Source organism: Citrobacter sp. UYEF32 (assembly GCF_040546205.1).
Taxonomy (GTDB): domain Bacteria; phylum Pseudomonadota; class Gammaproteobacteria; order Enterobacterales; family Enterobacteriaceae; genus Phytobacter; species Phytobacter diazotrophicus.
Genome location: NZ_JBEPNI010000001.1, coordinates 775,177 through 788,959, shown reverse-complemented (window position 1 = coordinate 788,959; position 13,783 = coordinate 775,177). Strand labels below are relative to the sequence as shown.

The window sequence follows — 13,783 nt, the reverse complement described above, 5'->3', positions numbered from 1 at the left end:
AAAAATGGGCAAATGTCATTTTAAAGAGCAAAAGCTATTTTCGTGAGTTTCCTCGCAGAAAACCTTCGCATCTCACTACTAACATACATACAACAAACGGGCATAAGCCCGTAAAACTGTCAAATGCTCAAAATTGAGGTGATGATTATGTCCGAGAAAAAAGCGGTGTGGATGCATATTGGTGCCGGGTCGTTTCATCGTGCTCATCAGGCGTGGTATCTGCACAAACTGATGGAGCAGGGGGATGACCGCTGGAGTATCGCGTTGGGAAATATTCGCGATGACGCCCGTGTGCTGCTGGGCCATCTCGCCGCGCAAAACGGTGAATATGTGCTGGAAACCGTGTCGCCGGAGGGCGAACGGCAGTACGAAACCATCACCTCAATTCGCAAAGTGTTGCCCTGGGATAGCGAAATTAGCGCACTGGTGAAACAGGGTGCCGATGCCGAAACGCGCGTCATCGCCTTTACGGTTACCGAAAGCGGTTACTACCTGACGCCCGAGCATGAGCTGGATCAGCAGCAGGCCGACATTCAGGCCGACCTGAACGGCGGGATCCGCACACTTTACGGCGCGCTGACCCGTATCCTGAAACAGCGTATTGCGCAACATGGCAACCCCGTTACCTTGCTGAACTGCGACAACCTGCGCCATAACGGCGAGCGCTTTCGCCACGGCTTTCTCTCCTTCTTGCAGGCGAAGGGCGAAACCGAACTACGTCAGTGGGTAGAGAGCAACACCACGTCACCCAATACCATGGTCGACCGCATCACTCCTCGCCCGACACCGGATGTGGCCGAGCGGGTACTGGCGGCAACCGGCATTAAAGACGCGGTGCCGGTAATGGGCGAATCTTTTATTCAGTGGGTAATTGAAGATGATTTTATTAATGGCCGCCCGGCGCTCGAAAAGGTAGGGGTGGAACTGGTGGAATCCGTACTGCCCTGGGAAGAGGCGAAAATCCGCATTCTGAACGCTACCCATAGCTGCATCGCGTGGGCGGGAACGTTGATTGGTCTGAGCTTTATTGATGACAGCACCCGCCAGAGCGCCATTCGTCAGATGGCCTGGGAGTATGTCTCACGCGATGTCATTCCCTCACTGACGCCAAGTCCGCTCGATCTGGCGAAGTATCGCGATGTGGTACTGGCGCGCTTTAGCAACCCCTACATCAAAGACACTAACCAGCGCGTCGCCGCCGACGGTCTGTCCAAAATTCCTGGAATGGTCACGCCGACGCTTATCGAATGCTACAAACGCGGCGATGTCCCCTCTGCGACCGCTGTGCTGCCTGCACTGTTCTTCCTGTTCCTGAAACGCTGGGCCGACGGTTCTTTGCCCTATACCTATCAGGATGGCGTGATGCAACCCGATGCCGTACGCGCCGTTTTCAACGCGCCTGATCCGCTGGCGGTGTGGGCGGCGGACGACGCGCTGTTTGCTGGCCTTGCGACATCCGCAGAGTTCTTAACCCTGCTGCGTCGTACCGTCGCGGAGTTGGAGCAGTGGATAAAACAACCTGAATCACAACTGGCGGCAGTGTAAGGGGGCGCTATGTACCTAGGCATTGATATTGGCACCTCAGAATTAAAAGCGCTGCTCATTGACGGCGACGGTGAGATTGTCGCCTCGGCGCATGCCGCGCTGACGGTGCAACGTCCGCATCCGCACTGGGCGGAACAGGATCCACAGGCCTGGTGGCAGGCCTGTGGTCGGGTGGTCACCGAACTGCGCCAGCAGCATCCGCAGCAGTGGGCGGCTATTCGCGCCATCGGTCTGTCGGGGCAGATGCACGGTGCGGTACTGCTTGATAACGATGGCAACGTGCTACGTCCTTGCATTTTATGGAATGACACCCGCAGCGCCGACGAGTGCGCATGGCTGAGTGAGCATCATCCGGAAATGATGACTATCAGCGGCAACATGATTATGCCGGGGTTTACCGCGCCGAAGCTGGTGTGGGTGGCCCGTCACGAGCCGAACGTGTTCAGCCGGGTGGCAAAAGTACTGCTGCCAAAAGATTACCTGCGCTGGCGTTTAACCGGTGAGTTTGTCAGCGACCCGTCCGACGCGGCAGGCACCCTGTGGCTGGATGTGGAAAAACGCGACTGGTCAGACGAACTGCTTGCCATGACTGACCTCAACCGCAGCCAGATGCCGTCGCTGGTGGAAGGCAGCGCGCCCAGCGGGACGTTGCGTGCCGCGCTGGCTACCGAGTGGGGCTTAAGCTCCTCGGTGGTGGTCGCCGGGGGCGGGGGGGATAACGCCACCTCTGCCGTGGGCGTCGGCGCGGTGGCGCCGGGCGACGCGTTTATCTCTCTGGGGACGTCCGGGGTGATTTTCGTGGTCAACGATGCGCTGCAGGCAGACCCGGACTCTGGCGTACATGCCTTCTGCCATGCGCTCCCCGGACGCTGGCACCAGATGAGCGTGATGCTGAGCGCCGCCAGTTGTCTGCGATGGATCTGTAATCTGCTTTCGGTCACCGAAAGCCAGTTGATGGACGAGATTGCCCAACTGACGGAAGAGGAACTGAAACGCGCGCCAGTATTCCTGCCTTATCTGTCGGGGGAGCGCACACCGCATAACGATCCGCTGGCGGCAGGGAGTTTTTTCAATCTGCGCCATGAAACCAGCCGTGCGCTGTTGGGTTACGCGGTGATTGAAGGCGTCACCTTCGGGCTGGCCGATGGACTGAATGTGCTGGGTAACGCCTCGATTTGCCAGTGCAGCCTGACGGGCGGTGGGGCGAGAAGCCCGCTGTGGGCGCAACTGATTGCCGATGTGCTGAACATTCCGATGGTCACGCATCCGGCAAGTTCTTCCGGTGCGCTGGGTGCTGCGCGTCTGGCCTGGCTGGCAGATGGCGGCGATGAGGCGAAAGTCTGTCTGAAACCCCCGGTGGTCACCCGTTTTACGCCGCAGCCTGAACGCGGCCAATGGCTGGCGAAACGGCTGGCGCTGTTCCGGCTGCTCTATCAGCAGCAACAGGTCGCCCGCACGTTACTGCCTTAAACCTCTAGCCCCGGCCTCTGTACCCTCGCCGGGGCATATCTCCCGGCTTATAAAGGAAGATTGTTATGCAATCTAATGAATACTGGTTTGGCTTACCGAAAAAACTGCTCTGGGGATTTGTGGCTATCGCGATTTTTATGGCTGGCGATGGCTTTGAAATGGCATTCTTATCAAAACACATAACCGATATGGGCTTCTCGCCTGCGCAGTCGGCTGTCGTCTTTACGATTTACGGCCTGGCGGCAGCGCTGGCGGCCTGGGCATCCGGCGTGGTGGCAGAACTCATCACCCCGCAACGCGCTATGACCATTGGCTGTGTCCTGTGGGTCATTATGCATGCCCTGTTTATGTCGATGGGACTGGGGATGCGTAACTACCCGCTGATGCTGCTGTTCTATGGTATTCGCGGCCTGGCCTATCCGATGTTTATCTACTCTTTCATGTTGATGCTGGTTCAGGTGCTGCCGCGCCCGAATCTGGCGGCGGCGACAGGCTGGTTCTGGGCCATGTATTCCATCGGCATTGGCGTGGTGGGCAGTTACCTGCCAAGCCTGACCATTCCGATGTTTGGCGAAACGGGGACGCTGTGGTTTGCCATCGTCTGGGTCGGCTGTGGTGGCCTGGTGGCGTTCTTTAGCCTGCGCAATGTGCCAGTGGACCGTTCGCGGGTGAATTTGCCGCTGCGCGACAAAATGACCGAGCTTTCCCGCGCGGCGACCATTCTGTTTACTAACCGCGATATCTTCTATGCCTGTCTGATCCGTATCATCAATACGCTGTCGCTGTTTGGTTTTGCGATTGTGATGCCGCTGCTGTTTGTTGATCGGCTGGGCTTTAGCATCTCTGAATGGCTGCAAATCTGGGCGGTGTTCTTCTTCGTCACCATTTTCACCAATATTTTCTGGGGGATCACCGGGGAATACATTGGCTGGATCCGCCAGGTGCGCTGGTTCGGCTGCCTGGGCATGGCCATCTCCAGCCTGACGTTTTACTACCTGCCGGTCTATGCCGGGCATAACTTCGCGGTGGCGCTGATTCCGGCAATCATGCTGGGGATTTTTGTTGCGGCTTTCGTGCCGATGACGGCGGTCTTCCCGACGCTGGAACCGCATCACAAAGGCGCGGCGGTCTCCATCTACAACCTCTCAGCCGGGATGAGCAACTTTGTCGCCCCGGCGATTGCCTCCGCACTGCTACCGTTTTTCGATATCGTAGGCGTGGTATGGGCCTACACCGGGCTCTATATCTTCGCCGGTGTGCTGACCTTTATCATCAAAGTGCCGCAGCCCAAACGCGTGCGCCAGGGACGTTCAGCGGAAGAGGTGGAACAGAGCGTGTAAACAGGCATAAGGCGCAGTGTCCCTGCGCCTTATCGCGTTTTTTCCAGGCGGTAAGCCCAGTCATCATAATCCACGCCGTTAATCGTATAGCCCTTTTCCAGCACCTGCGTACGCGTAAATCCCAGTTTCTCCAGTAGCCGCACCGACCCCTGATTCGCCGCCAGCACCCAGGCATTCAGCGCGGTGACGTGGGTCTGCGTAAAGGCATAATCCCGCATGGCTTTCAGCGCTTCACTGGCAACACCTTTCCCTTGTGCGAAAGGGGCAATGGCGTAGCCGATATCGGCTTCCTGCGGATAGTGCGTACTGATATGCAGCCCAATATCACCCAGCGGTTCGCCATTTCTGTCGCGAATCACCCGAGCGTGATTATCGTTCAGGCGGGAGATAAACAGGGTGCGGATATCGTCTTCACAGGCAATGGCGCCCATAAAGCGCATGACATCCGGGCTTTGGCGTAGGGCGAGGAAAAAAGACCAGTCGGCCTCGGTAAACGCAGAGAGCGTCAGGCGCTCGGTGGTCAATATCATGGTTTCGCCATTCCGGTAGCAAAGCGTCTTAGCTTAACACCGGAATGGCGCAGGTAAACGCCTTATAATGGTGGGGGTGTCACCACATCCTTGAGCGCTTCTTCTAAATCGAACCAGCGAAACGCGAACCCGGAGGCTTCAAGTCGTTTTGGCAGCGCGCGCTGGCCACCAAGGACCAGCACGGCGGACTCTCCCATCATCAGGCGCACGGTGGCGGCCGGGGCGTGCATAACCGCCGGGCGGTTAAGCGCATGTCCCAGCGCGTGAGCGAATTGTTCGTTACGTGCGGGGTAGGGCGAAACCATATTGAACGGGCCGCGCAGGTCGTTATTGAGCAGCCAGATGATGCCGTTAGCCATATCGTCGATATGAATCCAGGACATGTACTGGTGACCGGTACCGACCGGGCCGCCAAGCCCGACGCGAAAGAGTGGCAGCAATTTGGCAATTGCCCCGCCTTTGCGCGCAATCACAACGCCGGTGCGCAGTAAACAGACGCGGGTGCGTTCACTTTCCGCACCGCTGGCGATTTGCTCCCAGCGGGCGCACAGTTCGTGGGTAAATTCGTTATGCGGCGTCTCGTCTTCCGTGATCACCGCATCTCCCGTATCGCCGTAATAACCGACAGCAGAGCCGGAGATAAATACTTCCGGTGGATTCGCGCTGGCGAGGGTGAGATCGACCAGCCTCTGGGTTATTTTCCAGCGGCTTTCACACAGGCGCTGTTTTTGCTCATCGCTCCAGCGCTTTTCGGCAATCGGTTCGCCCGCCAGATTGATGACGGCGTCGAAATCATTGAGGTCAGTGAGATCGTCCAGACCTGGTAGCAGCGCCACCTTATCGCCAAGCGTTTGTTGCGCTTTGGCGGGGTCGCGTGTCACCACGGTGATGGAATGGTCCAGCTCTTGTAAACGAGGAATCAAAAAACGACCAATCAGGCCTGTACCACCGGTAATCAGAATCTTCATGCAACCTCCAGGGCTACGCTTGACGACGCCAGCTCATGGTCATGGACACAGAGTCGGCGTAACGCAATGCGTGAAGTTTATCGATCTCAACCTCAGCATAAGTGACCCAGTGATGTTCGCGTGCGATATTCAGCACATCCTGAGTTAATTTTTCCAATAACGAGAAGCGGTTACTCTCGACATGGTGAATTATGCTTTTAGTTATCGTGCGGTAGTTTAGCGCGTCATTGATATCTTCGCTGGCGCGGGCCTTATCGGCCGGGTAATGGATGATGACATTGATAATGATATCCTGACGGTTGATGACCTCTTCTTCTTTGATACCGATAAATGTGCGCAGGCGCAGATTTTTAATCCGAATAATGGCGTCTGGTTGTGACATTGCAGGCTTCCCTCAGTAATAACAGTCTCATCATACACAAGGAAAACATTGCTGCCATTTAGATTTACTGCGCTTTCGCCAGCGCGAGTATCGCCACAGGCCGGGTGCGAATACGCTCAAATCTGTTATTCACCGCCGGGTCATTATCCAGTACGATTCGCTGCCGCTGGTGGGCATTAGCCATGACCCATCCTGTAATGCTCGCCTTTGCTGATATCCACCCGAATAAGCCGCCTGGCAAGCTCCGCTTCTTCAAGAAAAAGCGTGATTTTTTGCCCGCAAGAGGTTGCAGCGTAAAAGAGAACACTCATTTTTTCCCCTGGCGCAATAGGGGTTTTAATGAGTATAAGCGTTACTTATCGGCCTTGAGTTTTGATCAAGTGACACTCTTAACAAGACGTTATATTTTGATGAAAAACCTAATCGTTGAGAGGATGTTATGAGCGAGTCGACAATCACGTTGTGGTCAGATGCGGATTTTTTCTCCCCTTATGTCATGTCTGCTTATGTTGCGCTGCAGGAAAAAGCGTTGCCCTTTAGCCTGAAAACCATTGATTTGGAACACGGCGAGCAGCAGAAGACGGGATGGACTGGCTATCACCTTACTCGCCGCGTGCCGGTGCTGGAAATTGACGGTTTCGAGCTCAGCGAATCCTCGGCAATTGATGAGTATCTTGAAGAGCGCTTTGCACCGCCGGAATATGAACGTATCTACCCTCACGACTTACAAAAACGCGCCCGTGCCCGTCAGGTGCAGGCGTGGATCCGCAGCGATTTGATGCCGATTCGCGAAGAGCGCAGCACCGACGTGATTTTCGCCGGAGCGAAGAAAGCGCCACTCAGCGCTGCAGGCCAGCAGAGTGCCGCCAAACTCTTTGCCCTTGCTGGGGAATTACTGGCGCACGGTAAACCGAATCTGTTTGGCGAGTGGTGTATCGCCGATGCCGATCTGGCCCTGATGATTAACCGGCTGGTGATGAATGGCGATGATGTGCCGGAGCGTCTGGTGGATTACGCCACCTTCCAGTGGCAGCGCTCCTCAATACAACGCTATGTCGCACTGTCGGCGAAGCGTGCGGGCTGAGACCTGGCCGCACTTGCGGTATGATACGGCATTCTCTTTAACCTGAGGTGTAGTGATGAAACTGATGTTCGCATCCGATATTCATGGCTCGCTGCCTGCCACCGAACGCGTACTGGCGCTATTTGCTGAAAGCGGGGCGCAGTGGTTAGTGATTTTGGGTGATGTGCTGAATCACGGGCCAAGAAACGCGCTGCCGCAAGGGTACGCGCCCGCGCAGGTGGCGGAGCTGCTGAATGAACACGCGTCGCGTATTATTGCGGTACGTGGCAACTGTGACAGCGAAGTCGATCAGATGCTGCTCAATTTCCCCATTACGGCCTCCTGGCAGCAAGTATTATTGCCTGACCAGCGGCTGTTTTTGACCCACGGTCACCTGTTCGGGCCGGATAATTTACCGCCGCTGGCGCAGGGTGATGTGCTGGTCTATGGTCATACTCATCTACCGGTGGCGCAGCGGCAGGGTGACATTTTTCACTTTAATCCGGGCTCGGTGAGTATTCCCAAAGGGGGATTCGACGCCAGTTACGGCATGCTGGAAGAGGGTGTTTTGCGCGTAATGGCACTGAATGATAAGCGGCTTATTGCACAGGTCGCGATTAATCCGTAAGTTACCCTTCAACTAAAACGCGCCATAAGAGCGCAATGACGAGACATTTCTGATGGTGGAACCGAATCATTTTACAGGCACGGAGTGGGTGGATATTGTCAGCGAGGACAACGAAGTCATCGCCCAGGCGAGTCGCGAGCAAATGCGCGCGCAATGTTTGCGCCACCGCGCGACCTATATTGTCGTCCATGATGGGATGGGCAAGATCCTGGTTCAGCGCCGTACGGAAACCAAAGATTTTATGCCGGGTATGCTGGACGCCACCGCAGGCGGCGTTGTGCAGGCTGATGAAGTGTTGCTGGATTCCGCTCGCCGCGAAGCCGAAGAAGAGCTTGGTATTGCCGGTGTCCCGTTTGCTGAACATGGCACATTTTATTTTGAAGACGAACACTGCCGGGTGTGGGGCGGATTGTTTAGCTGTGTCTCTCATGGCCCGTTTGCCCTGCAGGAAGAGGAAGTGAGCGAAGTCTGGTGGATGACGCCGGAAGAGATCACCGCCCGCTGCGATGAATTCACCCAGGATTCGTTAAAAGCGCTGGCGCTGTGGATGAGCCGTAACGCCAGCAACTCTGTCGAAAAAGCCGAAGAAACAGAATAAGGTTACGGCGAAAAGCCTGGCCTGAACACGCGGTGAACTGAACATGTGAATGAGCCACGCTGATGAATAATCAGCGTGGCTTTTTTACGCACGGAAAAGTCGCGTAAAAAGAGGAGCGGAAAATTTAAGGTGACGGGTTTTCGCTTTTGTATTACCTTGAAAGGTTGCGAAAAATATAATGAAAAAGGAATTTTTATATGCTTTCAGCTATTCAACTGACACCCGATCAGACCTTTGAATTTCTCCTGAATGTTGCCATTACCCGCCCTGTCTTTTTATGGGGGGCGCCGGGGATTGGTAAAAGTGCCCTGGTGCGACGTTTTGCTGATGAGGTCGGAATGGAGTGCGTCTCGCTACTGGGTAGCCAGCTTGCGCCAGAAGACCTGCTGGGTATTCCACAAATTGACGGGCAGTGTTCGCGATTTTATCCCCCGGCAAATATTGTCCGTGACAAACCCTTCGTTTTATTCCTGGATGAGCTGAACGCCTCCTCCCATGAAATTCAGAAAGCTTTTTATTCGTTAATTCTGGAGCAGCGTATTGGTGAGTATCGGCTGCCGGAGGGCACCGTCGTCATTGGTGCTGGGAACCGTGCTAAAGATGCGGCCATCGTGAAACCGATGCCCTCGGCGTTGATCAACCGCATGGTGCATGTCCATCTGCGCGCCGACCATCGTCAGTGGCTGCACTGGGCTATCAATGAATCCTCCATTCACCCCTGGGTTGTGGAGTACATTCAGCTACGTCCGGATCAACTCTGGAATGAGCCACCGAAGCATGAAGAACCTTTTTCGACGCCACGCAGTTGGCACATGCTTTCTGATGCCCTTAAATCATTTGGTGAGGCTATCAGTGATGAGATGCTGGAAGCCTTGATTTATGGTCTTTTATCGCCTGCACATGCGGCGAGTTTTAAAGGGTTTATCAAACAGATTCGCCAAAAACATACCGTTTCCTCTATTCTTAAAGGCGATGCGAACTGGCCGGACGATCCTGCCGATCGCGACATTCTCTATTTCCTTGCCCAATCTTTCCGTACCCATCTTTATAAAGAGCTGCCCGAAACGGACAAGGCATTGCGTAATGAGCACAAGCAGCTTGCGATGCGAGCGAAAGACTGTCTGAAAACGCTGGCGCGAATCAGCGTCGAGATTGCGCAATCCGTGATGAGTGAAGACGAAAATGGCAAAAAGCTTCCGGCCTGGTTTTTACTGGAGGTTGCACGCGATCTTCCTCGCCTGGCGGTAAGGAACTAAGGACAATGAAACGCAAAACGGAGCGCAACCCTGCGCTCGATGCTTGTCAGGCAGGGTTGCAGATTATTGCATGGCATCCGTTGTTCTCGCCCATTTTCGCTCACATCTATGTGCGTTTTGACCATACGCACGCGCAGGTGAGTGCGAAAAACTGGCTGGCAATCAGCAATGATGGCTATTTGTGGCTTAATGCAAAGCGCCATGCCCGGCCAGAACAATGGGCGCGGATGGTTGCCCAGGCGCTGGCGGCGCTGGGGTTTGGTTATATCACCCCCCGGACGCCTGCGGCTACCTGGGAGCTGGCAGTACTGATTTCTACAATGCATTTTTGCGAAGGCCTTAAAATCGGCCCATTGCCAGAAGAGTTGCAGTCTTACCTTTTCCCCCAGGACATACACAGCGACGCGGAGCTTCTGTTTCGCCAGTTGCAGGAAGAGGGTATTTCTGAATCGCTTGCCCGCTGGCAGACCATCTATTGCGGCGAGCAACGTCATTTTGTCCACGTTGAAAAATCATCGCGCTACCATTCCGTCAACTGGCAGGAACTGCTGGCGGATGGCCTGAGCAATAGCGTCAGCCAGGCACTCGAACAGGTCGGGGGGTACCAGCCGCAACAGGGGCAGAAATATAAGCTGACGTTAGCGCAGAAAGCCCGACAACAGATAATGACCCTTTATCCCTTGCTGGGCGCGCTGGCGGCAGGATTCGACATTGAAGAAGATGCGAAGTTATGCAGCCAGTATGATATCGCGGTGGCAGCGATTGACGTCGGTATTGGCAAAATTTGGATCAACCCGACGGCCCGCTTAAATCAGGCTGAGATGCTCTTTGTTTTTGCCCACGAGTTGTTACATGCAGGGTTGAACCATGCATCCCGGCGCCGCGGACGCGACGCGGAACTGTGGAATGTGGCCTGCGATTTTATCATCAACGACTGGCTTATTGAGATGCAGATTGGCGCGCCGCCGGAGCTGGGATTGCTCTATGACGCCCAGTTTAGGGGGATGTCGGCAGAAGAAATTTATGACTCGCTCGCTATGGATATGCGCCGGTCACGTAAACTTATCACCCTCAGGGGCAGGGCGGGGGGCGATATCCTGGGCGAGGATGGCGATCCGCGATTTACGAATGCCGAGGCCTATTGTCGTCGGGCCTTGTATCAGGGGATGGAGCGTTGTCTGTATGGTCAGAGCCGGGGGGCGCTGCCTGCGGGATTGATTGAAGAAATCCGCAGCCTGGCGCAACCGCCTGTCCCCTGGGATGTCGCCCTGGCTGAGTGGTTCGATGAGCATTTCCCGCCGCCCGAGCGACGTCGTACCTATGCGCGTCCGTCTCGCCGTCAGAGTGCGACACCGGATATCCCCCGGCCAGCTATTCAAGCCCCGAGCGAAGAAGAAAGGCATTCGCGCGTTTTTGGCGTCGTTCTGGATACGTCCGGATCGATGGATCCTCTGTTGCTGGGCAAGGCGCTTGGTGCCATCGCCAGTTATTCACTGGCGCGCGAGGTGTTTGCCGTGCGCTTTATTTGTTGTGATGCAAAAGCTTACGATCGCGGGTGGGTCCAGCCTGAACAACTCCTTCACCATTTTACGTTGCAAGGGAGAGGCGGTACCGTCTTGCAGCCGGGTATTGAATTACTGGATAGCCTGGCGTTGTGCGGAGATTTTCCACGTGGAGGGCCATTACTGATCATTACCGACGGGTTTTGCGAGAATAATGTCTCGGTGAAAATGGAGCATGCCTGGTTATTGCCACAGAATCGTCGGCTGCCCTTTGTCCCGCGAGGAAAAGTGTTTTCGCTAAGCTAAAAAAAAGCTCCTGCATGCAGGAGCTTTTTTCAGTTAACGGCAATTATTTCTGCTGAGCAGACTGAATTGCAGTCAGTGCGATGGTGTAGACGATATCGTCAACCAGTGCGCCACGTGACAGGTCGTTAACCGGTTTGCGCATACCCTGCAGCATCGGCCCGATGGAGATCAGGTCAGCAGAACGCTGTACCGCTTTGTAGGTGGTGTTACCGGTGTTCAGATCCGGGAAGATGAACACGGTAGCGCGACCTGCAACCGGGGAGTTCGGTGCTTTGGATTTCGCAACGTCGGCCATAACGGCGGCGTCGTACTGCAGCGGACCGTCGATAACCAGATCCGGGCGTTTTTCCTGCGCCAGGCGAGTTGCTTCGCGGACTTTCTCAACATCGCTACCCGCACCGGAGTTACCGGTAGAGTAGGAGAGCATTGCCACGCGCGGTTCGATGCCAAAGGCAGCAGCGGAATCAGCGGACTGAATCGCGATTTCTGCCAGTTGCTCAGCGGTCGGATCCGGGTTGATTGCACAGTCACCGTAAACGTAAACCTGTTCCGGCAGCAGCATAAAGAACACGGAAGAGACCAGAGAACTGCCCGGTGCTGTTTTGATCAACTGCAGCGGCGGACGAATGGTGTTCGCCGTGGTGTGAACCGCACCGGAAACCAGACCGTCAACTTCGTCCTGCTCCAGCATCAGGGTACCCAGAACAACGTTGTCTTCCAGTTGTTCGCGGGCAACCGCTTCGGTCATACCCTTGCTCTTACGCAGTTCAACCAGGCGTGCCACGTAGCTTTCACGTACCACTTCCGGATCAACAATTTCGATGCCCGTACCCAGTTCAACGCCTTGCGCCGCAGCAACACGGTTGATCTCTTCCGGGTTACCCAGCAGTACGCAGGTTGCGATACCGCGTTCAGCACAGATAGCCGCTGCTTTAACGGTACGCGGTTCGTCGCCTTCTGGCAGTACAACGCGTTTACCGGCTTTACGTGCCAGTTCGGTCAACTGATAACGGAAGGCAGGCGGAGAGAGGCGACGGCTACGTTCAGACGTGGCGGTCAGAGACTCGATCCAGTCTGCATTGATGTAGCTGGCAACGTATTCCTGAACTTTCTCGATACGCTGATGGTCATCAACCGGCACTTCCAGGTTGAAGCTCTGCAGGCTCAGAGAGGTCTGCCAGGTGTTGGTTTCAACCATGAATACCGGCAGGCCGGTTTCGAATGCGCGTTCGCACAGTTTGCTGACACGCGGGTCCATTTCGTAGGCACCAGTCAGCAGGATCGCGCCGATTTCAACGCCGTTCATCGCGGCCAGACATGCGGCAACCAGCACGTCAGGACGGTCTGCGGAAGTCACCAGCAGAGAACCTGCGCGGAAGTGTTCCAGCATGTGCGGGATACTACGCGCACAGAAGGTCACAGATTTCACGCGACGGGTGCTGATTTCACCTTCGTTAACGATGGTCGCATTCAGGTGACGCGCCATGTCGATTGCGCGGGTCGCAATCAGGTCGAAGCTCCATGGTACTGCGCCGAGTACAGGCAGCGGGCTGGAAGCCGCCAGGCTTGCCGGGTCAACTTTGATCACTTTCGCTTTAGAGGAGTCATCAAAGATTTCAGACAGATCCGGGCGAGTACGGCCCTGATCGTCAACCGGTGCGTTCAGTTTATTAACGATAACGCCGGTGATGTTGGTGTTTTTCGCGCCGCCGAAGCTGCTGCGGGTCAGTTCGATACGCTCTTTCAGTTGTTCCTGAGTATCGGTGCCCTGAGACATCACGAACACGATTTCCGCGTTCAGGGTTTTCGCGATTTCAAAGTTCAGAGACTGAGCAAACTGGTGTTTGCGGGTCGGGACCAGACCTTCAACCAGCACAACCTCAGCGTCTTTGCTGTTCTCGTGATAGCGTGCGACGATTTCTTCCATCAGCACGTCTTTCTGGTTGCTGGAGAGCAGGGACTCAACGTAGCTCATCTTCAACGGTTCTGCCGCTGGCAGACCGGAGTTGGTGCGTACGATGGTGGTGGTCTGGTCTGGCGCATCGCCGCCAGCGCGTGGCTGGGCGATAGGTTTAAAGACGCTCAGACGAACGCCTTTGCGTTCCATAGCACGGATCACGCCCAGGCTGACGCTGGTCAGGCCGACGCTGGTTCCGGTAGGGATCAGCATGATAATACGGGACACGGTTAATCCT

At 55.5% G+C, this 13,783-nt stretch carries 12 protein-coding genes and 1 pseudogene; 8 read left to right on the top strand and 5 right to left on the bottom strand.

Annotation, left to right across the window (positions count from 1 at the left end; genetic code table 11):
• Positions 1-147 precede the first annotated feature (147 nt).
• The 3 genes from dalD to ABIB59_RS03870 all read left to right on the top strand — a co-directional run bounded on the left by dalD (position 148) and on the right by ABIB59_RS03870 (position 4,355).
• Positions 148-1,545 carry a D-arabinitol 4-dehydrogenase gene (gene dalD / locus ABIB59_RS03880; RefSeq protein WP_354034066.1) on the top strand — a complete coding sequence of 466 codons (1,398 nt, stop codon included), beginning with the start codon at positions 148-150 and terminating at the stop codon, positions 1,543-1,545.
• Between the two features lie 9 nt (positions 1,546-1,554).
• Positions 1,555-3,015, top strand: a complete 1,461-nt coding sequence (gene xylB, locus ABIB59_RS03875) for a xylulokinase (RefSeq protein WP_108700913.1) — start codon at positions 1,555-1,557, stop codon at positions 3,013-3,015.
• A 65-nt stretch (positions 3,016-3,080) separates the two neighbouring features.
• Positions 3,081-4,355 carry an MFS transporter gene (locus ABIB59_RS03870; protein ID WP_039079861.1) on the top strand — a complete coding sequence of 425 codons (1,275 nt, stop codon included), beginning with the start codon at positions 3,081-3,083 and terminating at the stop codon, positions 4,353-4,355.
• 29 nt (positions 4,356-4,384) lie between these two features.
• Here the strand turns inward: ABIB59_RS03870 and ABIB59_RS03865 are convergent, their stop codons facing one another.
• From ABIB59_RS03865 to ABIB59_RS03850, 4 genes and pseudogenes are all read right to left on the bottom strand, one after another.
• Positions 4,385-4,885 (bottom strand): GNAT family N-acetyltransferase, encoded by a 501-nt coding sequence (locus ABIB59_RS03865; protein WP_169039040.1) that lies wholly within the window; start codon positions 4,883-4,885, stop codon positions 4,385-4,387.
• Positions 4,886-4,947: 62 nt separating this feature from the next.
• Positions 4,948-5,853: a TIGR01777 family oxidoreductase gene (locus tag ABIB59_RS03860; RefSeq protein ID WP_169039041.1), complete on the bottom strand. Its 906-nt coding sequence runs from the start codon at positions 5,851-5,853 to the stop codon at positions 4,948-4,950.
• Positions 5,854-5,866: 13 nt separating this feature from the next.
• The gene (gene folX / locus ABIB59_RS03855; protein WP_039079864.1) at positions 5,867-6,235 is read right to left on the bottom strand and encodes a dihydroneopterin triphosphate 2'-epimerase; all 369 of its coding nucleotides are present in this window, start codon (positions 6,233-6,235) and stop codon (positions 5,867-5,869) included.
• A gap of 194 nt (positions 6,236-6,429) precedes the next feature.
• Positions 6,430-6,546: pseudogene (locus tag ABIB59_RS03850) on the bottom strand (thioredoxin domain-containing protein); the annotation flags it as partial.
• 128 nt (positions 6,547-6,674) lie between these two features.
• Between ABIB59_RS03850 and yfcF the strand changes: the two are divergent.
• The 5 genes from yfcF (at position 6,675) to ABIB59_RS03825 (ending at position 11,588) form a co-directional block, all read left to right on the top strand.
• Positions 6,675-7,319, top strand: coding sequence for a glutathione transferase (yfcF, locus tag ABIB59_RS03845; RefSeq protein WP_169039042.1), 645 nt, complete (start codon positions 6,675-6,677; stop codon positions 7,317-7,319).
• 55 nt (positions 7,320-7,374) lie between these two features.
• Positions 7,375-7,926, top strand: coding sequence for a phosphodiesterase (gene yfcE / locus ABIB59_RS03840; protein WP_169039043.1), 552 nt, complete (start codon positions 7,375-7,377; stop codon positions 7,924-7,926).
• A 52-nt stretch (positions 7,927-7,978) separates the two neighbouring features.
• On the top strand, positions 7,979-8,524 hold the full coding sequence (yfcD, locus tag ABIB59_RS03835) for an NUDIX hydrolase YfcD (protein ID WP_039079867.1): 546 nt from the start codon (positions 7,979-7,981) through the stop codon (positions 8,522-8,524).
• Between the two features lie 197 nt (positions 8,525-8,721).
• Positions 8,722-9,780 carry an AAA family ATPase gene (locus tag ABIB59_RS03830; protein ID WP_079496244.1) on the top strand — a complete coding sequence of 353 codons (1,059 nt, stop codon included), beginning with the start codon at positions 8,722-8,724 and terminating at the stop codon, positions 9,778-9,780.
• A 5-nt stretch (positions 9,781-9,785) separates the two neighbouring features.
• Positions 9,786-11,588: a vWA domain-containing protein gene (locus tag ABIB59_RS03825; RefSeq protein WP_354034061.1), complete on the top strand. Its 1,803-nt coding sequence runs from the start codon at positions 9,786-9,788 to the stop codon at positions 11,586-11,588.
• 43 nt (positions 11,589-11,631) lie between these two features.
• Here the strand turns inward: ABIB59_RS03825 and pta are convergent, their stop codons facing one another.
• Entirely contained in the window at positions 11,632-13,773 is a 2,142-nt protein-coding gene (gene pta / locus ABIB59_RS03820) for a phosphate acetyltransferase (protein WP_039079870.1), read from the bottom strand.
• Positions 13,774-13,783: the final 10 nt, after the last annotated feature.